The sequence below is a fragment of the Rhizobium sp. NLR10b genome, assembly GCF_019685435.1.
Classification (GTDB): Bacteria; Pseudomonadota; Alphaproteobacteria; order Rhizobiales; family Rhizobiaceae; genus Rhizobium.
The window spans coordinates 1-21896 of record NZ_JABDWV010000014.1 but is presented as its reverse complement, the minus strand read 5'-3'; the positions used below and the strand labels follow the sequence as shown (position 1 = coordinate 21896).

Below are 21896 nucleotides of genomic sequence, written 5' to 3'. Positions count from 1 at the left end.
GCTGGACAGGCGAAGCCAGGGAATTGTCAGCATGTCCTGCAGCAGTTGTTTTCCATTTCGGGGCCGGCGCGCTCATACTGGAACCGTAATCCTGGCGCACCACAACCGCAACTCATGGAAACCCATGCATTGCGCGGGGATGTAGGCGGATTTCTCCACCGCCGGCTGACCTTCCATCTTTCCGATCCGGCATCCTAGACTTTGGGCTGGCTCCGCTATGTCCTGCGTCTCGGACATCCGACCCTCAAGCATGATGGAAGGCGTTCGGCGTCCCGGTCATTCTCCGTCCGCGCGGGCATATAGACGATGCAACAGAGGATGCCGAGATGAAAATCATGATAGCGGGAGCAAGCGGTCTGATCGGAACGCAACTGGCGGCGGAGCTGCGGCGTTTGGGCCACGACGTCACGGCCGCATCTCTGTCGCTCGGAGTCGATACGGTGATCGGCAAGGGCCTCGATGCGGCGATGACGGGAGCGGACGTCGTCATCGATGTGACCAATGCCGCGTCCTTTGGCGACAGTTCGGCGCTCGATTTCTTCAAGGCATCGACGAAGAACCTGCTCGCGGCGGCGGCGGAAGCCCGCGTCCGGCACTATCTCGCGCTCTCCGTCGTCGGCACGCCGTGCCTCGTCGAAAGCGATTATTTTCGCGCGAAAGCGGTTCAAGAAAATCTCATCAGGGCCTCGACTCGCCCCCTACACGATCCTCCGCTCGACGCAGTTCTACGAATTCATCAACGGCGTGATCGACATCGGTGCCGAAGGCAACGTCGTTCGTTTGCCTCCGGCCCCCATCAGGCCGGTCTGGGCTCGGGAAGTCGCGGCATTCCTGGCGGAATTGTCAGCCGGAGATCCCTTGGGCAATATCGTCGAGATCGGCGGCCCCGAACAGTTCGGCATCGACGAAATCGCCCGCATCTATCTGTCCGCGAACGAGGACCCGCGACAGGTGATAACCGATCCTTCCACCTCGTATTTCGGCGTTGAACTGAGCGGTGATGTGTTGCTGCCTCATGTCGGCGCGCGCGTGGGGAGCCAGACGCTCTCCGAGTGGCTCTATAGGTCGATGGCGGCTTAGCGGCCATCTTGAATTTTGCCGAACGAAGTAATACCTTCTTCTTGGAGAGTATTACAGAAGGCGTTCGCTATGACCACCACCGTTACTGCGAAAGGGCAGGTGACCATTCCGAAGCCTGTACGGGACATGCTTGGCATCGTTCCTGGCAGCCAGGTCGATTTTCATCGTGCTGCCGACGGCAGTGTGGTTCTGACGCGCGCCGACAAGAAACGGCCGGCGAGCCGCTTCGAGAAGCTGCGCGGCCATGCCGGCAAGGGCCTGGATACCGACGCTATCATGGCTTTAACGCGCGGCGAAACGTGACCCTGGTTGATACCAATGTGCTCCTGGACCTCGTAACCGACGACCCGGAATGGTCCGACTGGTCTATTGCGCAACTCGAAGCTGCGAGTATCGAGGGTCCCCTGCTCATTAATGATGTAGTCTTTGCCGAACTTGCGGTTCGATACGAGAGGATCGAGGACCTGGAGGCCTTTGTGGAACAGGCCGCCCTCGAGATGATACCGATGCCGAAACCCGCCCTGTTTCTTGCCGGGAAGGTTTTCACGCAATATCGCAAAGCAGGCGGTACGCGCACCGGCGTACTTCCCGATTTCTTCATCGGCGCTCATGCCGCCGTGCAGGAGCTGCCGCTCCTGACGCGAGATGTCGGCCGCTATCGCCGCTATTTCCCCTCGTTGAAATTGATAGCGCCCGGTTCCTGAGGCGAAGACCCGCGTTATGGCAGATTCCAATAAATCTCCCTGCAGCCGGGGCTCAAGCTTTTGCGCGGCCTCAACACTATTGACCGGTTGGCCTTCGCATCAAAGGGTGAATCCTGTTCTATTGAACAACCAGAGAATGATGCCGACCGAAACGGGGATCATGCTCCAGCGGTGCAGTGCCCCGCCGGCTCGACCTCCAGTCTATCGCGGCCCATGCGCCCCATCGAAGATATGCCGCGCCTTGGCCCTCGGCGCAGCGACGGAATGACGATTGACCAGTGAGCATTCGAGCTTCGTAATTGGATAGCGCTTGCCGGGCATGGTCTGAAGGTTGAGATGTTCAATCGCCCACTGACCCATGGCGAGGTGCGGAAGGACCGAAGTGGTCAGTGCCGGCACCAGATGTCTTGAAATTTCCTCATCGTCGTAGCCGACCACCGACATATCCTGGGGAATGCGAAGCCCGGCATCTTTGAGCGCTTCGTAGCATCCCACTGCAGTGCGATCGTTCTGGCAGAAAATGGCGGTGGGGGGGTCCTGCAAAGCAAGCAATTGCATCGTAGCGGCGTAGCCGGCACCGGCCGACCAGTCGCCTTCAACGACTAATTCTGGATCGAAGGGTATATCGGCGGTCGCCAGTGCACGGCGGTATCCCGTCAGCCGGTCTTGTGCAGCCTGCATCCAGATTTCACCAGTGATCGTCCCTATGCGATGGTGACCGTGCGCGATTAGATGCCGGGTGGAGCTCTGGCCTCCGGCGATTTCACTTGGCACCACGGCTGGAAAGGCATGATCCGCCGTGTAGCAGTTCAACAATACCGTCGGGATCTTGAGTTCGTAGACATAAGAAGGGAGTTGGACCTCTCTGGTATAGATTGTCATGTATATGAGCGCGGATATGCCCCCGTTCGTCAGCGCCCTGATCGCTTTTGGCTCCATGACAGGATCACCCAGCGTTTGGGTGACTAACAGCACGTTGCCCGTGTTCCACGACGCTTGGCGGGCGCCCTCGATTGCGACGATCGCTTCCGGGCTGGTAGCGAGCTGATCCACTGCGAAACCGATCACGTTGTCCAGGCCCGAATAAGTGGCCTTCATGGTATAGCTTGTCCCCATGTAGCCGAGGGCGCGCGCCGCCTCCAATACGCGGTCGCGAGTCTGCTGTGAGATGCGGGTACCGGGCGTGTCGTTGAGCACGAAGGAAACAGCAGCCTGCGAGCAGCCGGCCGCCGCGGCGATGTCCATCATGGTCACGCGGGCGGGCTTATCCATTTCAGGATTCTTTTGGGTCTTAGGCTTTCGCATGCGGGGGAATGATCTCCGGATCTTGGAAGGAGTTGCGTTTTAGGTAATTAATATTAGCATTTATCCGAAAGTGCTGGCAATCGCGCGATCACCTGCATTGCTTGGCGATCATCACTTCAAAACTTGATTCTAGTTATCCCGCGATGAAATGTTTTGATGTGCATTGATAATACTATTTACTAATTAAGATTCTTGTATACCGTCAGAGGGCGATCGGAACCTATGCCACTCGTCGCTTTTGCGGCGGCCCTTAGGAGGGGGCGCGCATTCGGCCGGCCGTAAATCGCAAACGGGCCCATGCGACTGCGGCCCCTCGGGAGGTATATTATGAAACAGCTGAAACGGAATGCAGCCTTGTTCCTTGCCGGGCTGGTACTGAGCGCGGCGCCGATTGCAGTATCCGATGCCGCCGACAAACCAACTCTTGCTTTCGTCGTCAACGGCGCGTCTGACTTCTGGAAAGCCGCGGAAGCGGGCGTGAAGAAGGCCCAGGCCGAATTGCCGGATTACCAACTGGAACTGAAGTACCCTGAGCAGGCATCGGTAGCCATCCAGCAGCGCCTGATGGAAGACCTCGTCAGTGCTGGCGTCAAGGGGATCATGGTTTCCGCAGTCGATCCCAAGACGCAGACCGAGGGCTTGAACAAGATCGGCTCACAAACAGCCCTCTTCACGACCGACAGCGACGCGCCGCAGACCAACCGCGTCGCTTATATTGGCTCGTCCAATATCGACGCCGGTCTGCAGGCGGCTGAAATCGCGAAGAAGGCAATGCCGGATGGCGGCAAATGCATCGGTTTTGTCGGGCTCCTCGGAGCCGATAATGCCAAGGAACGCATTCAGGGCATGAAGGATGGGCTTAAGGGGACGAAGATCGAGCTGACAGATGTGCGCGGTGACGATATCGACCAGACACGCGCAAAAAAGAATGTCGAGGATGCACTGGTTGCCAGCCCGGACGTGACCTGCATGGTCGGCTTCTACTCATATAACACGCCACGCATCTATGAGGCGCTGCGCGACGCCGGAAAGCTTGGTCAGATCACTGTCGTCGGCTTTGACGACGATCCGATCACGCTCGGCGGCGTCAAGGAAGGCACTGTCGCGGCAACCGTCGTGCAGCAGCCATTCGAATGGGCTTATCAGGGGATGAAGCTGATGGCTGCCTACCTCAAGGGCGACAAGTCCGGTGTTCCCAGCAACGGCTTGATCATCATTCCGACAGTGATCATCGGCAAGGATGACGTCGATAAATATGCCGCCAACTTGAAGGCCATGGCTGGAAAGTAATTCTCTTTCGCGGCGGGGGTACTCCCCGCCGCGAAAGACGTTTCATGCCGCAGCACCCGCAGTCATGGACAGGCAATGAATCATAGCTCAGACATCCCGTCACCGAACGCGCCTGCAACGCCGTTCCTTTCGCTTTCCGGCGTTGGCAAGACTTTTCCAGGCGTCGTAGCGCTTGACGGGTTGTCGCTCGACATCGTGCCGGGAGAGGTCATCGGCTTGGTCGGCGAGAATGGGGCCGGCAAATCGACGCTGATGAATATTCTTGGCGGCGTGATCGCTCCGGATCGGGGCACGATCCTGCTCGATGGCGCAGAGCTTCGCCACCTTACTGTGGAGACGAGCATCGCATCCGGCATCGCTTTTGTGCATCAAGAACTCAACCTTTTTGACAATCTCGACGTCGCCGCCAATATCTTCCTGGGCCGTGAGCCGTTGAAAGCGGGACCTTTCAAGTTTGTCGATCGTGCTCGGCTTCGAGAGATGGTGACCCCGCTCTTGAAGCGCGTGGGAGCACATTTTTCCGCCGACACACCCGTTGCGTTGCTTTCTCTTGCCGAGCAGCAGATGGTGGAAATCGCCAAGGCGCTGTCGATCAAGGCTCGGCTTGTCATCTTCGACGAACCCACTTCCAGCCTGCCGCTGGCCGAAACCGAGCGGCTGCTGAACATCATCACATCGCTGAAAGCGGATGGAATCAGTGTGATCTTCATCTCGCACCGTCTCCACGAGGTTGAGCGCGTAGCAGATCGGGTGGTCGTATTACGCGATGGCACGCTCGTAGGTACGCTCGCCAAGAAGGACATTGGCCATGATCAAATGGTCAAGCTGATGATCGGCCGGTTGCTCGCGGCCCGGACGGCAAAGCCGCAGCGTTCGCCAGGGCCGGTCGCATTGAAGGTAAACGGCGTGCGCACTGAGGCCTATCCCAGCCGCCCCGTTGACCTGGAAATAAGGTACGGAGAAATCCTGGGGCTTGCAGGCCTCGTCGGGTCTGGCCGCACCGAGCTTGCAAGGGTACTCTTCGGCATCGACCGGAGTTACGGCGGAGCCATTCTGCAGGACGGACGCCAAATTGCGATCGGTTCTGCTCGGGACGCTGTCGCCCGGGGCATTTTTCTGGTGCCGGAGGATCGCAAGCGCAATGGCATTCTTCTTGATCTTCCGATCGCCCAGAACATCACCCTTGCCGATCTTCCCAGGATTTCTAGCCGCTTCATGGTCTCCGCTGAACGGGAGATCGAGGCCGCTGAAAAGCAGCGTGTTCGTCTCGGGATCAAAGCGCCCTCCGTTTCGACGCGAACCGGCACTCTGTCCGGCGGCAACCAGCAAAAGGTGGTTCTAGCCAAATGGTTGTCGATGAGCCCGAGGGTAATGATCTTCGATGAGCCGACACGCGGCATCGATATCGGCGCGAAGAACGAAATCTACGGCCTGATGCGAGCGCTTGCTGATGCCGGTGTCGCGATCCTGATGATCTCCAGCGACATGGAAGAGGTGATCGGCGTTTCTGACCGCATCGCCGTCATGCACGAGGGCCAGATCGCCGGCATTCTCGAAGAGGACGAATTCAGCCAGGAAAGCGTCCTTTTGCTTGCTGTCGGCAAAAGCGTAAAATAGCGGCCGCGGCCATTATGAACGGGTATCGGAGATGGGTCTCGAATGATCAAGAAAGATCTTGGACTGCTGCTTTTGATCGTCGTTGTCGGCGTCGTCGTCGCCATCATCAACCCGCGCTTCTTGCTGCCGATCAACCTCGCGAACACCGCCAACCTGATTGGTCTGTTCGGCATCCTGTCGATGGGTCAGGCCTTTGTCATCATTACGGGCGGTATCGAGCTTTCGGTGGGCTCGCTCGTAGCGCTTCTTGGCGTACTGTTCGTCGATTTCATAGCGGTACAAGATATGCCCTGGACGCTGGCACTGCCGCTCATTCTCCTGCTCGGCGCCGTCATAGGCGCCGTCCACGGTTGGCTCATCACCCGGCTCAACTTGCAGCCCTTCGTCGTCACCCTTTGCGGCCTCCTGATCTATCGCGGGGCAGCGCGCTTCTATACGGCCGACGGAACGGCGGGATTTGCTTTCGGCCAGAATTTCCCGAAGCTTGAGTTTCTGACCGCCGGGCGGTTCTATGGCATTCCGAGCACCTTCATTGCGATGGTCGTCATTTCCGTGGCCATGTGGCTGGTGCTTCATCGCTCTGTCTTCGGACGTTATCTTTACGCGGTTGGAAAAAACGAAGAGGCTGCTCGCTATTCAGGTATCCGGACTGACCGCTTGGTTATGACGGCCTATATCATCTGCGGACTGCTTACGGCGCTTTCGGCGATCTATTTCGCCATGTACACGCGCTCGATCTCGCCGGCGAGCCATGGCCAGTTCTACGAGCTCTACGCGATCGCCGCCGCCGTGCTCGGCGGCTTTTCACTCCGCGGCGGTGAGGGATCGATCGTCGGGGTCGTGCTGGGCACAGTCCTACTGCAAGAGTTGCAAAACCTTGTAAACCTGCTCGGCATTCCTTCGTCGCTGAACTTCGCCGTCATGGGTGGCGTGATCCTCATTGGCGTCCTGATCGACCAACAATGGCATTCTATCCGCGCAAAGCGACGCCTCGTCTCCGCCGCACGGCAGACTGAATCCCGTCGTCCAAACGAAGGAACCTTGCCGGTGGTTGCTAACCGGGAATAGATGCGGCCACACTCGGCGAAGAGTTGATCGCCTGCTCGTTTCTGGAGCTCATGTCATGACCATTGAAGCCATGACCAACATTGGTCGACCGTGAACGCGGAACATCTTTTCACGTGTACCTTCCTTCCAAGGAGGGGGTGCGGCTTGAGAGATATCCATACGAAATCGATTGCGCAAACGTTTCGATGACGTTAGCGTGATCATATTCGCGGATCCCGGGAAAGCCTGTTCGAGTTGGTTCCGCTTGGGAGGATAATTTGAGCAGCTTCCTTGTAGTGCTGCTGGCGAAAGCCGGAGGGCACGCATGACCACTATTTCCGCGGTCGCAAGGGCGGCCGGAGTTTCTGTCTCCACGGTTTCGCACGTTCTTAACAAGACCCGCTACGTGTCGCCCGAAAAGGCGAAGCTCGTCATGGAGGCTGTGGACGCGATTGGCTACATTCCAAACGCCGTTGCGCGCTCGCTCAAACTCTCCTCGACAGGTACAGTCGGCTTGGCGATTTCCGCGATCTCGAACCCTTATTTCAGCGACATCATTTGCGCGATCGAAGCCGAGTGTTCCAAGAGAGGCTTGATCGCATTTTTGTGTGACACTCAGGACGATCCAGATCGAGAACTGGAGCTCGTCCGGCATTTGCATCGGCGCCGCGTCGATGGGATTATTCTTGCCCCTTCGGGCGATCCAAAAAGATCGTTGGACTACCTTATCGACTGCAATCTTCCCTGCGTGCTCGTCGACAGGCTCTCCGATGATCGTTTCGATCAGGTCGGGACCGATAACACGGCGGCTATTCGCATGCTGGTCGATCATCTCGTTGCACTCCATCACGAACGGATCGGAATCATCCTGGGTCAGCCGGGATTTGCGACGACCGTGGAGCGCACGAAGGCTTTCCGGGCTGCCATGGCGGAGAAGGGGATAGAGGTGCCGCCTGCTTTCATCAGCAATGGCAATAGCAGCACCGCAGACGCCACGGCTTCGACGCACCGGTTGCTGGAGCTGAAGGAGCCACCCACAGCAATCCTGGCCTCAAATAATCTTGCGATGATCGGCACCATGAGAGCCATTCGGGAACGCGGTCTACGCGTTCCCGTGGACATATCCGTGCTCGGAATCGATGATTTCGAATGGGCGGATTATTTCGAACCGCGCCTGACGCTCATGGCCCAGCCTTGTGACGAGATTGGTTACAAAGCAGCGGATCTCCTGATCCAACGGATCGGCGATAAACATCTACCTCGGCAGACCGTGCGCCTGTCGCCAGTCCTGCGTATCCGTCAATCGTGTGGAGAAGCAGCATGAATAATCAGGTTGTTCTTTCGGCGAAAGGGGTCACCAAGCATTTCGGCGGTGTTCAAGCGCTACGTGGCGTGGATTTCGATCTCAAAGTTGGAGAGATTCATGCCCTGCTTGGGGAGAACGGCGCGGGCAAATCAACATTGATGAACCTGATGTCGGGGGTGCATACGCCGGATCGGGGAGAGATCTTCATCAACGGAAACCCCGCGCGATTTTACACCCCCCGCGATGCACAAGCCGCAGGAATCGCGACGATCTTCCAGGAATTGGATCTCGTTTCGAGTTTGAGCGTCGCGGCCAATCTCTTTCTTGGTCGCGAGTTGGTCCATCGACACGGCATGCTGGACGGAAAGGCGATGTTGCGCGAAGCCCGCAACAGACTGGAAGCGATTGACCGTTCAATTGATCCGGCTCAGCTCGTAAGCGAACTTTCAATCGGCCAGCGCCAGGTTGTCGCCATTGTCAAGGCGCTGTCTTATGCGTCGCGTGCTCTGATTATGGACGAGCCAACAGCTGCCTTGACCGCTGGGGAAGTCGATCGCTTGTTCGAAATCATGCGCGGACTCGCATCATCAGGCGTAGGTATCGTCTATATTTCGCATCGGCTTGAGGAAGTCCCGCAGATTGCCGATCGAGTGACGGTGATGCGCGACGGTAGAGTAGCTGGCGTTACCGAACCGAACGCGCCGCAGGCCAAGTTGGTACAGCTTCTCGTCGGCCGTCCATTGAGCGAGCTTTACCCGCCTCGATCCGGTCATGTCGGAGATGTGCTTCTGCGGATGCGGCAGGCGTCCTTCCGTCCGCATCGGCCGTCACCCGGGTGGCGGGCCCCATCTAAAATTGATCTGGATGTTCACCGCGGTGAAATTGTCGGTTTGGCTGGTGTGATGGGCGCGGGCCGGACGGAGCTTCTGAGCGCTCTGTACGGGACGGGCGTGCCGGGAAGATGGCAGGGCGAGGTTACAATTGACGGCAAACCGGCAAGGCTCAGATCCATCGCCGCTGCGCGCAGAGTTGGTCTCGCATTCGTAACCGATGATCGGCGCGGTGCCGGACTTATGTTGCGTATGTCTGTTGGCCTCAATCTGGTGATGTCGATCATTCGGCGGATATCGCCGAATGGCTTGTTGTCTGCGCGTCGACAGGACGATGCGATTAAGAACTCGTTCGGGAATTTCGACATTCGTCCGAAGAACCCCCGGATCGCGGTGGGTGCTCTTTCTGGCGGCAATCAACAGAAGGTCGTCCTTGCGAAGGAGGTATTGGGCAATCCCAGCTTGTTGCTTCTCGACGAGCCGACCCGTGGTGTTGACGTCGGAGCGAAGGGGGAGATTTACACTCGCCTGCGCAAATTTGCCTCGGACGGATTGGGCATCCTTGTCGCTTCAAGCGAAATGCCGGAGCTGATCGGCTTATGCGACCGAATAGTGGTTCTCCGCGACGGCTGCAGCGTTGCCGAATTTTCCGGCGGCGTGGGCGAGCATGAGGTTCTGGCCGCTGCCAACGGGAGGGAGGGATGATGTCCGAACAGCAGATCACGTCCAATCCAGCGATACAGCCTGCTAAGCGTATTGATCCGCTTGCTGTGATAGTGCGCTTCCAAAGCCTGATCGGCCTTGTGCTGGTCTTTGCCGGCGGCATCATATTCTCTCCCCGCCGGCACGGCGTTATCCTGTTTCTCCAGCCCGACAACATCGCCAACATCGTCCGCGCGGTATCCGAAACCGGCATCATCGCGATCGGGATGACGTTTGTGATCATCACCGCCGGGATCGATCTATCGGTCGGGGCGACCCTTGGTCTTGCGAGCGTTGTTACTGCAACGTTGATGGTCTCTGGTGGCTTCGGGCTAATTACGACGGTTGTGGCGGTGCTCCTGATGGGAACTTGTTTCGGGTTGGTCCAAGGAGCAATCTCAAGCAAGTTTCGGCTCGAAGCATTCATCGTGACCCTTGCGGGGCTGCAGGCTGCTCGAGGCCTGGCACTCGTGGTCTCGGGAAATCAATACATCAATATATCGTATGGCGAGGGGCCAGGCCTTGCTCCGCCGATCTTCGCAATCCTGGGCGGCCGTCTGTTCGGCAACGTCGTTCCGGTGGCCACCATCGTCTTTCTGATTTTCGCCTTCATCGCCACGATCCTTCTCAATACAACGCGGTTCGGCCGTTACGTCTATGCGGTTGGCGGAAATGAGCGTGCCGCCCGCATATCGGGCGTTCCTGTCTCGGCGATCAAGATCGCCGTCTATGCCATAACAGGCTTTGCATCCGCGCTAGCCGGCATCGTCCACGCCGGCCAATTCAACTTCGGTAGCGCCAATGATGGCACCGGATACGAATTGACTGCCATCGCCGCCGTGGTGATTGGAGGAACCAGTCTGTTTGGCGGCGCGGGTTCCATGGTCGGAACGATCGCCGGCACGATCATGCTGGGTGCCTTAGCCAATATTCTGCAGCTCAACAACATCACGCCAGCGATGCAATTGCTTGCCACGGCGGCAATCATTGTCTTGGCGGCAGTCCTTCAATCCCTCGTTCGTCGCCGCGAAGGGTTGGGCAGGTAATGTGGCGGCACCTCCCGGAAGGTGGATCCGGGATCAATGTGGAGGAGAAAGCAATGATACGGACTACATTTCAGTCATCAAATACCTGGCGAATCCTGCTACTGGCCTGCTCTTGCGTCGGTTCTGTGAGCGTGGCCCAAGCTGCCGATCCGCTCGTGAAGGCTTGCGCCAAAGACGGCGAATTCGTCATCGGCTTCTCGCAAGCCAACAACGCTGAGCCATACCGCCAGCATGTCAACGATGAGCTGGAGGCGGCCGCCAAGGCGGTCCCTCAGTTTACGCTGCAGATTGCCGACGGGGCCGGCAATGTGAACACTCAGACATCACAGGTCGACAATTTCATAACGCAAAAGGTTGACCTCCTGTTGATATCGCCTTTCGAAGCGGCTCCGCTTACCCCTGCCGTCAAGCGGGCAATGGACGCGGGTATCCCGGTCATCGAACTCGATCGTAAGACGAACGGTGAAGCCGGCAAGGACTACACAGCTTTCATCGGTGGCGATAATTACAAGATTGCTTTGGCAGCCGGCGAATATACGAGCAAGACGCTTCTTCCAGATGGCGGCGAGGCTGCCGTGCTGGAGGGGCTGCCGAGTTCGACACCGGCCGTCGAACGGCTGAACGGCTTCAAAGATGGTGTGAAGGCCAATCCTAAGATTCAGATCGTTGCAGAACAGGCAGCTGACTGGCTGCCGGACAAAGCGCAAACGGCTTTCGCGGCTATGTTGCAGGCTCATCCCGATATCAAGATGGTCTATGCCAGCAACGACATGATGGCGGCCGGTGCGCTGCTTGCTGCAAAAGGCGCCGGCAAGAGCGTGAAGATCATCGGCACCGACGGCTTGCCTGGCCCTGCCGGCGGGATTGAAGCGGTCGCGAAGGGTGATTGGTCCGCGACCTTTACCTATCCCACGGGCGCGAAGGAAGCGATCGACATGGCAAAGTCGATATTACTCGATTGCGCCTCGTCGGTGCCGGCAACCGTAACAGTCGACACCACCGCGATTACGCCTGATAACGCCAAGCAGATGATGGGTAAATAAAACCCGACACTCCCCCGGCCGGCCACGTCCGATCGGCCGGGTGGAGCCGAATCGGTTGGCTGGAGCGCGGAAATTCATATGCATGTTGAGCATGCAGGCCATGCCTGTCGGCATCTCGGGCGGCGCGAATCACCGCCATCCAAGCTGCCAAACCTGCGTTTTTCGGAGCCTGTTTTGCCGGCTCTGATGCGCGTTTTGGTTAAGCATTTGTAATTCGGTCACGAATCGCGGCATATAGTAACTGCGCAACTGAAGCGCTTTCGTTCAAAATTGCGCAGTTACGCAGGAAAGAGATCATGCAACCGAGTCTTGCTCTTCAAGATGATCAAGAGCACCTTCCGTCGCTTCTGGCAACGGATGCGAAGGAGTTATCCTATCAACTTCAGCAGCATCAGGCCAAAATCTTTCCCCCTCTGTCGCAAAAGACGATCAGGACATTTTCTCCGGCGGAGGCTGCGGCCTTCATCGGCATAGGCGAAGGTTATCTCCGGCAGGTGGCCGCTGACGGCCATGGACCGGATCCGCTGGCAAACGGACGCCGGCTCTATAGCGCAACCGACATGGACCGGATCCGCCGGGTCCTCGACGAGCGGAACGGGACGCCGAAATACGTGCCGGCCCGCAGGCCGGGCGAAAAACTCCAGATCGTTTCCGTGATGAATTTCAAGGGCGGCTCGGGCAAGACCACGACCGCCGCCCACTTCGCGCAGTTCATGGCGCTCCGGGGCTACCGCGTACTCGCCGTCGACCTCGACCCGCAGGCCTCCCTGTCTGCTTTGTTTGGCCATCAGCCGGAGTTCGACGTCGGCGAGGGCGAAACGATCTACGGTGCGATCCGCTATGACGATCCGCGCTCGATCGCCGACATCGTGCGCGCCACCTATACGCCGAACCTGCATCTCATTCCCGGAAATCTCGAACTCATGGAGTTCGAGCACGAGACGCCGAAGGCCATGGCATCGGGCACGGCGGAGACGATGTTCTTCGCCCGCATCGGCGAGGTGCTGACCAATATCGAAAGCCTTTATGACATCGTCGTCGTCGACTGCCCGCCGCAGCTCGGCTTCCTGACGATGTCGGCGCTCTGCGCCGCGACCTCGGTGCTGATTACGGTTCACCCGCAGATGCTCGACGTCATGTCGATGTCGCAGTTCCTGACGATGACGAGTGAATTGATGTCGGTCGTCGAGAAGGCCGGCGGGCGCACCAGCTATGACTGGATGCGCTATCTCGTGACGCGGTTCGAGCCGAATGACGGGCCGCAAAGCCAGATGACCGGCTTCATGCGGGCGATCTTCGGCAATCGCATGCTCCACAACGCCATGGTGAAATCGACGGCCGTTTCCGATGCCGGCGTCACCAAGCAGACACTCTACGAAGTCGAGCGTTCGCAGTTCACACGCGGAACCTATGATCGCGCGCTGGAGTCGCTGAACCTCGTGAATGGTGAGATCGAAGCGCATATTCGCTCCACCTGGGGAAGGAGATAGGATGGCGCGCAAGAACCTCATCGAAATTTCCGCGCCGAGTCCGGCAAGGGTGGAAGCGGTCGCGCCGCGCGACAATCGTCCGATTGCCGGCTTCGTGCCGCAGGAGCGCAGTGGCGGGCCGGTCGGCGGCATCACCAAGACGCTCGGCAACATTACCGAGAAGATGGAGCGGGCGAGCGAGTTGGAACGGCAGCTTGCGGCCGGCCAGATGATCGTCGAGCTCGATCCCGGGCTCATCGACGGCTCCTTCGTCAGCGACCGCCTGGCGATCGATGCGGCTGAACTCGCCGAGCTGGTCGAGCAGATCCGCGAGCATGGGCAGCAGGTTCCGATCCTCGTGCGTCCGCATCCGGAAGCCAGGGGCCGCTATCAGGTCGCCTATGGCCATCGCCGCCTGGCGGCCACGAGAGAGATCGGCATCAGGGTGCGCGCGGTCGTCCGCGACCTGACCGACGGCCAGCTGGTCGTCAGCCAGGGGCAGGAAAACAGCGCCCGCACCAATCTCTCCTATATCGAGCGTGCGCTTTTCGCGTCGCGGCTCGAGGAACGCGGCTTTGCCCGCGACGTCATCATGGCGGCGCTGAGCGTCGACAAGGCGGCGCTGTCGAGAATGCTGATCGTGATACGGCAGGTGCCCCTGGCGCTCATCAACGCCATCGGCGCTGCGCCTGATATTGGCCGCCGACGCTGGCTGGAACTCGGCGAGCGGCTGGAAAATGCCGATGTCGATAAGATCATCGCGGAGTTGTCCGCGGACGACGCGCGCGGAATTTCGAGTGACGAGCGGTTTCACCGGGCATTCGTTCTGGCAACGAAGAAGGCTGCGGCACCGAAGCCGGCGGCGAGTAAATCAGAAATCAGCGGCGTGCCGGTAATGGTCAAAAAGACAGGGTCCGGCGCCACTTTCGTCTTCGACGGCAAGACCGCGCCCGGGTTCGACCAATTCGTCCAGGAGCGGCTGCAAGGCCTGTTCCAGGAGTTCAAAAAGTACAGAGGAGCGTAGCGCGCAAAAGAAAAAGGCCCCCAACGACGCCGTCGTGGAAGCCCTTCTCAGATCTTAAGCACATCGAGAATCGCATTTCCACGAATCACAGTCAAGCGTCTTAGGCACCAAAGTGGTGGACTGTTTTCTTTTGCCTGAACGAAGGTGAAGGCAAATGGAGAGTGGATATGTGACGACGCCCTTTGGGCGGCGGCCGATGTCGCTCGGCATGCTGGCAAGCCAGCAACTGGCCGAGACGATCGAGCCGGGGATGAAACGCAGCAAGTGGAAACTGTTCAGGGCGATCTGCGAGGCGCGGCCGGCGCTTGGCGTGACCGATCGGGCGCTGACGGTGCTCGATGCGCTGCTGACCTTCTATCCCGATGACGAGATTTCCGAGGAGAAAGGCCTGATCGTCTTTCCCTCGAATGCGCAGCTTTCGCTTCGCGCCCGGGGTATGACGCCGGCGACGCTGCGGCGGCATCTTGCCGTGCTGGTCGAGGCCGGCCTGATCCTGCGCAAGGACAGCCCGAACGGAAAGCGTTATGCGCGCCGCGACAGGGAAGGGGAGATCGGTGAGGCCTTCGGCTTCAGCGTCGCGCCACTGCTGGCGCGCGCGGCAGAGATCGAAACCCTGGCCGCCGAGGTGGTTGCTGACCGAGAACTTATCCGGGTGACCAGGGAGCGCCTCACCGTATGCCGGCGCGATATTTCCAAGCTGATCGCAGCAGCGCTCGATGAGGCTGTGCCCGGCGACTGGGAGCAGATGTCGTTGATGTTTCGCGATCTCGTGTGCAGGATTCCGCGCGTGGCGGGTCGCGAGGAATTGGCTTCCTTGCTCGACGAGATGGGCCTGTTGCGCGATGAAGCCGTCAACTTGCTGGAAAGACATATAAAATCACAAAAAATAGACGCCAATGAGTCTCAAACTGAGCGCCACAAACAGAATTCAAACCCCTATTCTACGTCTGAACTTGAACCAAGCTTCGAAACGAAGCAGGGCGCGAAGCTGACGACCGATATTAACCGGGTCGCCGGGCCGCAGGACGAGCAAAGATTGAGACATCCGGCATCGGCGGGAGCAATGAGCGGCAGGAGATCCGGCGCGGCTGAACCGGCGGCGGGACATACGCTGAAATCCTTCCCGCTTGGTCTGGTTCTTCAGGCCTGCCCGCAAATTCTCGATTATGGGCCGGGTGGAACGATCGGCAATTGGCGCGACCTGATGTCGGCTGCCGTCGTCGTCCGCTCGATGCTCGGCGTCAGCCCCTCGGCCTATGAAGAAGCCTGCGCCGGCATGGGGCCGGAAAACGCCGCGACGGTGATCGCCTGCATTCTGGAAAGGGGCGGACACATCAATTCGCCCGGCGGTTATCTCCGCGATCTCACCCGGAGGACCGAGAGAGGCGAATTTGCGATCGGCCCGATGCTGATGGCCCTGGTGCGGGCAAATGGTGGAGTGCGGCGCGATGCCGGCTGACGGACTTCGGCTGCTAGGCCGCGCGTGCATCGGAAGTTGGTCGGTCAACGCGGCGGCGCGGTACTTTCCCGCAGGATCAGCTCGACCGGCCACAATTCGTGGATCTCGTCCGCGGCGCGCCCGGCGATAAGCTGTAGCGTCAGCTCGGCGCAACGTGTGCCCGCGGCACGCATGGAGGATCGTGTGGTCGAGAGCGACGGGACCATATTTTCAGCCGTCAGATAGGGAAAGACGTCGTCATGGGCGATGACGGAAACATCCTGCCCCACCGTCATTCCAAGCGAACGGACGGCGCGGTAGACACCAAGCGCCGTCATCGTGGAACCGGCAACGATGGCGGTCGGGGCATTGGCGCTCTCCAGAAAAGAGCGGGCATGGCGAAAGCCGCTCTCGTCGGAGAATTTGTCGCAGACCATGAGGTTGGGATCTGCGGTGAGCCCACGCTCCTGATGGGCGATCCGAAAACCCTGTTCTCGATGAATCGAATAGGTCTTGCCCCGCAGCCCATTGATCATCGCAATGCGGCGGTGCCCGAGATCGAGCAGGTGTTCGGTCACTCTGCGCACGGCATTTTCATTGTCGATATCGAGCCACGCATGAACGTGATCGGTCTCCGAGCGGCCGTGGACCAGAAACGGCACGCCCAAGCTGTTCAGCATCTCGATCCGAGGGTCCCTGGGGCGGGGCGAATGAATGATCACGGCGTCCACCCGGCGGCTTTCGACCAGGCGCCGGTAGGCCTGTATCTCGTCCTCGTCATTATGCGCGGTAATCGGTGTGATGAGAATATCCGTATCGGTCGTTTCCAGGCGTTGCGCCATGCCTGACACGAATTCTGCGAAATGAATTTCTCCCGAACGCCCCATCATGACGCCGATCGCTCCGGCTCGCCCGGTCTTCAGGCGCACGGCATTGATATCGGGGCGATAGCCAAGCCGCATTGCTTCGCTTGCAACCCGGGCGCGCGTGGCTTCGCTCACCTCCGGATAGCCGCTGAGTGCACGGCTGACCGTTGTCGGAGAAAGCCCAAGCTGCTTTGCAAATTCGCGAAGTTTCATCGTTGTCTTCTTTGTCTGGGAAATCAATGGACGATGCGTTGATGATGCGCAACGGGCAAGTGCCGTTTCAGTTCATATTGAAACCGATTTCAATTATTTGGCGTTGCTGTTTCGGCTGCAAATGCCGAATTTACGCCCTTTTCCGCGCAGCATGGCCATTATTATCATACAAATACAACCAGCAGAAGCTGGTTTTGGTGTCTTGACGTCATCAAAGCCTTCTGCAATGTTTCGTTTGCCAAATCGATTTCAATTTCTGGGAGGAGATTATGAAACAGTTTGCTCTGGCCTTGTCCGCGCTTGGCCTCGCTATCGCGGCCGGCCCCATCCACGCCGCAGAAATTTCGTTTGCCGCGAACACCACCGGGAAAAACGTCGAATTCCTGAACAAGCAGCTTGCGATTTTTGAGAAGGAGACCGGCAATCAGGTGAAGCTCGTCACCATGCCGTCATCGAGCAGCGAGCAGTTCTCGCAATATCGCTTGTGGCTTGCCGCAGGCAACAAGGATATCGACGTCTATCAGACCGATGTCATCTGGGCGCCGCAGCTTGCCGATCAGTTCATTGATCTGAAGGAGGCCACCAAAGACGTGGCCGGCCAGTTCTTCTCGTCGATCATCGCCTCGCAGACTGTGAACGGCCGGCTCGTGGCGCTGCCGTTATTTACCGATGCTCCGGCGCTGTTTTATCGAAAGGACCTGCTCGAGAAATATGACAAGCAGCCGCCGAAGACCTGGGACGAGATGGCCGCAACCGCCAAGGAGATTCAGGACAAGGAACGCCAGGCGGGCCAGAAGGACCTCTGGGGCTATGTCTTCCAGGGCAACTCCTACGAGGGCCTGACCTGCAACGCGCTGGAATGGGTGAAGTCGTCGGGGGGCGGCCAGATCGTTGAGCCGGACGGGACGATCTCGATCAACAACGACAAGGCGGCAGCAGCGCTCGAACGCGCCAAGGGGTGGATCGGCACGATCTCGCCGCCCGGCGTGCTCGCCTATCAGGAAGAAGAATCGCGCGGCGTCTGGCAGACCGGCAACGCCGTCTTCATGCGCAACTGGCCCTATGCCTATTCCCTCGGCAACGGAGCCGATAGTGCCGTCAAGGGCAAGTTCGACGTGATGACGCTGCCGGTTGCGGCCGCCGGCGACAAGCCATCCTCGACACTCGGCGGCTGGAACCTGGCGGTGTCGAAATATTCCGAAAAACAGGAAGCGGCCATCGCGCTCGTGAAATTCCTGGCGTCGAAGAATGTGCAAAAGGCTCGCGCCATCGAGCTGTCCAATCTGCCGACCCTGAGCGACCTTTATGACGACAAGGATGTCGCCACCGCACAGCCCTTCATGCCGAACTGGAAACCCATTTTCCAGGATGCGGTGCCGCGTCCTTCGGCGACTGCCAAGGTAAAGTACAACGAAGTGTCCTCGAAGTTCTGGACGGCCGTGCACAACACGCTGTCCGGCAGCGGCTCGGCTGCCGAGAACCTCGAGCTCCTCGAAGCCGACCTGACGACCCTCAAGGGCGATGCCTGGTGAGTAGCGGGACCGGCGGCCGAGAGGTCGTCGGTCCAGTCTCCGCAGCGCTAAACGGGAAGGCGTTTCATGACTGAAATCGTAGCTCCACAAGCAGTCGAACAAAGGGTTTCCAACCTCAGAGCCTCTACGGAACTGCGATCCGAGCGCATTCGATCGGCCTGGGTGTTTCTGGCGCCGACGCTGTTGATCCTGGCAATCGTCGCCGGGTGGCCACTCTTCAGAACCATCTATTTCAGCTTTACCAATGCGTCACTCAACGACCTCGGCAATGCGCAATTCGTCGGCTTTGCCAATTATCTGTCGTGGGTGACGTTGAAGAGCGGAAGGACCGTCTATCGGGGGTTGCTGGCCGATCCGGTCTGGTGGAATGCCGTCTGGAACACGGCCAAATTCACCCTCCTTTCCGTCGCGATCGAGACTATGCTCGGGCTGATCGTCGCACTGGTGCTGAACGCACAGTTCGTTGGGCGTGGAATCGTTCGGGCCGCAATCCTCATTCCGTGGGCGATCCCGACCATCGTTTCGGCCAAGATGTGGGCCTGGATGCTCAACGACCAGTTCGGCATTCTCAATGATGTTCTGCTCGGTTTCGGCCTGATCAGCGAGAAGATCGCCTGGACCGCCAATCCCGAAACGGCGATGATCGCCGTGTTGATCGTCGACGTCTGGAAGACGACACCGTTCATGGCGCTTCTGATCCTTGCCGGGCTGCAGATGGTGCCGGGAGACATCTATGAGGCCGCCAAGATCGACGGCGTCAATCCAGTCAAGGTTTTCTGGCGTCTGACGCTGCCGCTTATCCGGCCTGCCATCATGGTTGCCGTGATTTTTCGGATGCTGGATGCGATGCGCATCTTCGACCTGATCTATGTTCTGACGCCCAACAATGCGCAGACGAAGACGATGTCGGTCATGGCGCGCGAGAACCTGTTCGACTTCGATAAGTTCGCCTATGGCGCCACCGCCTCGACGGTGCTCTTCCTCATCATCGCGTCCGTCACCGTCTTCTATATCTGGCTCGGCCGCGTCAAGCTCGGCGGGGAGGAACGCTGATGCTGCTTTCGATCACCAAGAACACACTCTTCTACCTGCTCGTGACGATCATCGTCATCATTGCGGTTTTCCCGTTCTACTATGCGATCCTCACCAGCCTGAAGACCGGCACGGCCCTTTTCCAAGTTGATTATTGGCCGACCTCGATCTCCTTCGGCAACTATGCTTCCGTGATGGGCCAAGGTAGCTTCGTCCGCAGTCTTGCAAATTCCGCGATGATCGCCTGCGTCGTGGTGTCAGCATCGCTGTTGCTTTCGATCACCGCTTCGTTCGCTTTGGCCCGGGTGAATTTTCGCGGACGGGCACTGTTGATGCTGACTATCCTTTCGGTGTCGATGTTTCCGCAGATTGCTGTTCTTGCCGGCCTCTTCGAACTCATCCGATGGATCGGCGTCTTCAACACGCCCTTCGCGCTGATCTTTTCCTACGTGATCTTCACGCTGCCCTTCACCGTCTGGGTGCTGACGACCTTCATGCGGGAATTGCCGATCGAGATCGAGGAGGCGGCGATCGTCGACGGCGCCTCGCCATGGGTCATCGTCACCCAGGTGTTCATGCCGCTGATGTGGCCGGCGCTGGTGACGACCGGTCTGCTCGCTTTCATCGCCGCCTGGAACGAGTTTCTTTTCGCGCTGACGTTCACATCCTCGGATACGCAGCGGACCGTGCCGGTCGCCATCGCTCTGCTGTCGGGCAACAGCGAATTCGAAATTCCCTGGGGCAACATCATGGCGGCTTCGGTGATCGTCACCGTGCCGGTTGTCGTGCTTGTTTTGATATTCCAGCGCCGGATCATTTCGGGGCTGACCGCCGGCGGCGTCAAGGGTTGAGGGAGTAGGACATGGCAGAAATCCGATTGGAAAATATCCGCAAGAGCTTCGGCGCTTTCGAGGTGATCAAGGGTGTGACGATGGAGATCCGCAGGGGCGAGTTCATGGTGTTCGTGGGGCCGTCTGGATGTGGCAAGTCCACGCTGCTGCGGCTCATCTCCGGGCTCGAGGACATCACCTCGGGAACCCTCGCTTTCGACGGTGAGACGGTAAACCGGCACGCGCCGTCGAAGAGAGGGATCGCCATGGTGTTCCAGTCCTACGCGCTCTACCCGCATATGACGGTCTTCGACAACATGGCTTTCGGCATGAAGCTTTCCGGGAGCAACAGAGACGAATGCCGCCGGCGCGTTGAGCAGGCGGCCGGTATGCTGCAGCTCTCGTCCTTCCTGGACCGCTTGCCGCGACAGCTTTCCGGCGGACAGCGTCAGCGCGTCGCCATCGGCCGGGCGATCGTGCGCGATCCCAAGGTTTTCCTCTTCGACGAGCCGCTGTCCAACCTCGATGCGGCGCTTCGCGTCGCGACGAGGCTCGAGATCGCCAAGCTTCATCGCAGCATGCACGGCACGACGATGATCTATGTAACGCATGATCAGGTCGAGGCCATGACGCTGGCCGATCGGATCTGCGTGTTGAGGGACGGCGTCGTCGAGCAGATCGGCACGCCGCTGGAACTTTACGAAAGCCCGAATTCGGTCTTCGTCGCCGGTTTCATCGGTTCGCCGAAAATGAACTTCCTGTCGGGCGGGCAGGCGCAGCCCTATCACAGCCATACGATCGGTGTGCGCGCAGAGCATGTGCGCGTCACGGCGGAGTCGCCGGTTTGGAGTGGCACGGTCATCCATTCCGAAATCCTCGGTTCCGATAGCTTCGTTTACTTGGATATCGGGGCCGATGAACCGCTTGTCGTGCGGGAGGCCGGCGTCTCTGGACATGAGCCGGGCCAAACGCTTGGCCTCGCGCCACTTGCCGGTCACATCCACCGTTTCGACCGGTCGGGCCGGGCGCTCGAACGTGAATCCATGCGGGCTGCCTGATCTTTCAGGCTCGATGTCCTTCCCAGGCTCGATCCGCTTCAGCTACAAGGAGAAAGACGTGACTATACGCACCGTTGTGTGGGGTGAAAACATCCACGAGAATACCAATGCGATCGTCCGGGGCATCTACCCTGAAGGCATGCATACGACGATCGCCAATGCGCTGAATACCGATGCCGGCATCTCGGCGAGCACGGCGACGCTGCAGGAGCCGGAACACGGGCTGAGCGAGGCCCGGCTTGCCGAAACCGATGTCTTGACCTGGTGGGGCCACAAGGATCACGGTGCGGTCTCAGACGTCGTCGTCGAACGTGTCGCCAGGCGCGTCTGGGAGGGCATGGGCCTTCTCGTGCTGCATTCCGGCCATTTCTCCAAGATCTTCAAGCGGCTGATGGGTACCCCCTGCGCGCTGAAATGGCGCGAGGCGGGCGAGCGCGAGCGGCTGTGGACGATCAACCCGCGCC

General features: G+C 59.1%; 19 protein-coding genes and 1 pseudogene. 18 read left to right on the top strand and 2 right to left on the bottom strand.

Translation table 11 applies throughout. The features are described 5' to 3' along the window. Window positions 1-326 precede the first annotated feature (326 nt). The 3 genes and pseudogenes from HJB91_RS22040 to HJB91_RS22030 all read left to right on the top strand — a co-directional run bounded on the left by HJB91_RS22040 (window position 327) and on the right by HJB91_RS22030 (window position 1784). A pseudogene (locus HJB91_RS22040) lies at window positions 327-1080 on the top strand (SDR family oxidoreductase). 69 nt (window positions 1081-1149) lie between these two features. Then, window positions 1150-1383 carry an AbrB/MazE/SpoVT family DNA-binding domain-containing protein gene (locus HJB91_RS22035; RefSeq protein ID WP_064693019.1) on the top strand — a complete coding sequence of 78 codons (234 nt, stop codon included), beginning with the start codon at window positions 1150-1152 and terminating at the stop codon, window positions 1381-1383. After that, the gene (locus HJB91_RS22030; protein ID WP_210631890.1) at window positions 1380-1784 is read left to right on the top strand and encodes a type II toxin-antitoxin system VapC family toxin; all 405 of its coding nucleotides are present in this window, start codon (window positions 1380-1382) and stop codon (window positions 1782-1784) included. Before HJB91_RS22035 ends, HJB91_RS22030 begins: the two co-directional genes overlap by 4 nt. 201 nt (window positions 1785-1985) lie before the next feature. Here the strand turns inward: HJB91_RS22030 and HJB91_RS22025 are convergent, their stop codons facing one another. Further along, window positions 1986-3089, bottom strand: coding sequence for a LacI family DNA-binding transcriptional regulator (locus tag HJB91_RS22025; protein WP_210631891.1), 1104 nt, complete (start codon window positions 3087-3089; stop codon window positions 1986-1988). Between the two features lie 327 nt (window positions 3090-3416). Between HJB91_RS22025 and HJB91_RS22020 the strand changes: the two genes are divergently transcribed. The 10 genes from HJB91_RS22020 (at window position 3417) to repC (ending at window position 15922) form a co-directional block, all read left to right on the top strand. Further along, a complete protein-coding gene (locus tag HJB91_RS22020; RefSeq protein WP_210631892.1) occupies window positions 3417-4379 on the top strand; it encodes a sugar-binding protein in 963 nt (320 codons plus the stop codon). Between the two features lie 75 nt (window positions 4380-4454). Next, window positions 4455-5996: a sugar ABC transporter ATP-binding protein gene (locus HJB91_RS22015; protein ID WP_221147414.1), complete on the top strand. Its 1542-nt coding sequence runs from the start codon at window positions 4455-4457 to the stop codon at window positions 5994-5996. A 42-nt stretch (window positions 5997-6038) separates the two neighbouring features. Continuing rightward, on the top strand, window positions 6039-7064 hold the full coding sequence (locus HJB91_RS22010) for an ABC transporter permease (RefSeq protein WP_221147415.1): 1026 nt from the start codon (window positions 6039-6041) through the stop codon (window positions 7062-7064). A gap of 304 nt (window positions 7065-7368) precedes the next feature. Beyond that, on the top strand, window positions 7369-8367 hold the full coding sequence (locus tag HJB91_RS22005; RefSeq protein ID WP_210631895.1) for a LacI family DNA-binding transcriptional regulator: 999 nt from the start codon (window positions 7369-7371) through the stop codon (window positions 8365-8367). Further along, window positions 8364-9884, top strand: a complete 1521-nt coding sequence (locus tag HJB91_RS22000) for a sugar ABC transporter ATP-binding protein (protein WP_210631896.1) — start codon at window positions 8364-8366, stop codon at window positions 9882-9884. The genes HJB91_RS22005 and HJB91_RS22000 overlap by 4 nt, the downstream gene beginning before the upstream one ends. After that, window positions 9884-10927, top strand: a complete 1044-nt coding sequence (locus HJB91_RS21995; RefSeq protein ID WP_210632205.1) for an ABC transporter permease — start codon at window positions 9884-9886, stop codon at window positions 10925-10927. Before HJB91_RS22000 ends, HJB91_RS21995 begins: the two co-directional genes overlap by 1 nt. 53 nt (window positions 10928-10980) lie before the next feature. Beyond that, window positions 10981-11970 carry a substrate-binding domain-containing protein gene (locus HJB91_RS21990; protein ID WP_221147425.1) on the top strand — a complete coding sequence of 330 codons (990 nt, stop codon included), beginning with the start codon at window positions 10981-10983 and terminating at the stop codon, window positions 11968-11970. A 296-nt stretch (window positions 11971-12266) separates the two neighbouring features. Next, window positions 12267-13460, top strand: coding sequence for a plasmid partitioning protein RepA (repA, locus tag HJB91_RS21985; protein ID WP_210631897.1), 1194 nt, complete (start codon window positions 12267-12269; stop codon window positions 13458-13460). Window position 13461: 1 nt separating this feature from the next. Then, window positions 13462-14463 (top strand): plasmid partitioning protein RepB, encoded by a 1002-nt coding sequence (gene repB, locus HJB91_RS21980; protein WP_210631898.1) that lies wholly within the window; start codon window positions 13462-13464, stop codon window positions 14461-14463. Between the two features lie 154 nt (window positions 14464-14617). Then, complete coding sequence (repC, locus tag HJB91_RS21975) at window positions 14618-15922, top strand: plasmid replication protein RepC (protein WP_221155890.1); 1305 nt, start codon at window positions 14618-14620, stop codon at window positions 15920-15922. A 44-nt stretch (window positions 15923-15966) separates the two neighbouring features. Here repC and HJB91_RS21970 read toward each other — a convergent pair whose 3' ends face one another. Continuing rightward, window positions 15967-16980: a substrate-binding domain-containing protein gene (locus tag HJB91_RS21970; protein ID WP_210631900.1), complete on the bottom strand. Its 1014-nt coding sequence runs from the start codon at window positions 16978-16980 to the stop codon at window positions 15967-15969. A gap of 269 nt (window positions 16981-17249) precedes the next feature. Here HJB91_RS21970 and HJB91_RS21965 point away from each other — a divergent pair, with 269 nt between their 5' ends. The 5 genes from HJB91_RS21965 to HJB91_RS21945 form a co-directional block, all read left to right on the top strand. Further along, complete coding sequence (locus HJB91_RS21965; RefSeq protein WP_221147418.1) at window positions 17250-18512, top strand: ABC transporter substrate-binding protein; 1263 nt, start codon at window positions 17250-17252, stop codon at window positions 18510-18512. Window positions 18513-18578: 66 nt separating this feature from the next. Continuing rightward, window positions 18579-19565 carry a carbohydrate ABC transporter permease gene (locus HJB91_RS21960; RefSeq protein WP_221147419.1) on the top strand — a complete coding sequence of 329 codons (987 nt, stop codon included), beginning with the start codon at window positions 18579-18581 and terminating at the stop codon, window positions 19563-19565. Continuing rightward, complete coding sequence (locus HJB91_RS21955; protein WP_221147420.1) at window positions 19565-20395, top strand: carbohydrate ABC transporter permease; 831 nt, start codon at window positions 19565-19567, stop codon at window positions 20393-20395. The genes HJB91_RS21960 and HJB91_RS21955 overlap by 1 nt, the downstream gene beginning before the upstream one ends. A gap of 11 nt (window positions 20396-20406) precedes the next feature. Further along, window positions 20407-21432: an ABC transporter ATP-binding protein gene (locus HJB91_RS21950; protein ID WP_221155889.1), complete on the top strand. Its 1026-nt coding sequence runs from the start codon at window positions 20407-20409 to the stop codon at window positions 21430-21432. A gap of 58 nt (window positions 21433-21490) precedes the next feature. After that, window positions 21491-21896 (top strand): ThuA domain-containing protein (locus HJB91_RS21945; protein WP_221123427.1); only part of this gene is annotated, 406 nt, incomplete at its 3' end.

Coding starts and splice junctions, on each gene's coding strand:
- HJB91_RS21955 (WP_221147420.1), top strand. CDS start 19,565: ATGCTGCTTTCGATCACCAAGAACACACTCTTCTACCTGCTCGTGACG.
- HJB91_RS21995 (WP_210632205.1), top strand. CDS start 9,884: ATGTCCGAACAGCAGATCACGTCCAATCCAGCGATACAGCCTGCTAAG.
- HJB91_RS22020 (WP_210631892.1), top strand. CDS start 3,417: ATGAAACAGCTGAAACGGAATGCAGCCTTGTTCCTTGCCGGGCTGGTA.
- HJB91_RS21970 (WP_210631900.1), bottom strand. CDS start 16,980: ATGAAACTTCGCGAATTTGCAAAGCAGCTTGGGCTTTCTCCGACAACG.
- HJB91_RS21990 (WP_221147425.1), top strand. CDS start 10,981: ATGATACGGACTACATTTCAGTCATCAAATACCTGGCGAATCCTGCTA.
- HJB91_RS21965 (WP_221147418.1), top strand. CDS start 17,250: ATGAAACAGTTTGCTCTGGCCTTGTCCGCGCTTGGCCTCGCTATCGCG.
- HJB91_RS22005 (WP_210631895.1), top strand. CDS start 7,369: ATGACCACTATTTCCGCGGTCGCAAGGGCGGCCGGAGTTTCTGTCTCC.
- HJB91_RS22010 (WP_221147415.1), top strand. CDS start 6,039: ATGATCAAGAAAGATCTTGGACTGCTGCTTTTGATCGTCGTTGTCGGC.
- HJB91_RS22000 (WP_210631896.1), top strand. CDS start 8,364: ATGAATAATCAGGTTGTTCTTTCGGCGAAAGGGGTCACCAAGCATTTC.
- HJB91_RS22035 (WP_064693019.1), top strand. CDS start 1,150: ATGACCACCACCGTTACTGCGAAAGGGCAGGTGACCATTCCGAAGCCT.
- repA (WP_210631897.1), top strand. CDS start 12,267: ATGCAACCGAGTCTTGCTCTTCAAGATGATCAAGAGCACCTTCCGTCG.
- HJB91_RS22015 (WP_221147414.1), top strand. CDS start 4,455: ATGAATCATAGCTCAGACATCCCGTCACCGAACGCGCCTGCAACGCCG.
- HJB91_RS21950 (WP_221155889.1), top strand. CDS start 20,407: ATGGCAGAAATCCGATTGGAAAATATCCGCAAGAGCTTCGGCGCTTTC.
- repB (WP_210631898.1), top strand. CDS start 13,462: ATGGCGCGCAAGAACCTCATCGAAATTTCCGCGCCGAGTCCGGCAAGG.
- HJB91_RS21960 (WP_221147419.1), top strand. CDS start 18,579: ATGACTGAAATCGTAGCTCCACAAGCAGTCGAACAAAGGGTTTCCAAC.
- repC (WP_221155890.1), top strand. CDS start 14,618: ATGGAGAGTGGATATGTGACGACGCCCTTTGGGCGGCGGCCGATGTCG.
- HJB91_RS22025 (WP_210631891.1), bottom strand. CDS start 3,089: ATGCGAAAGCCTAAGACCCAAAAGAATCCTGAAATGGATAAGCCCGCC.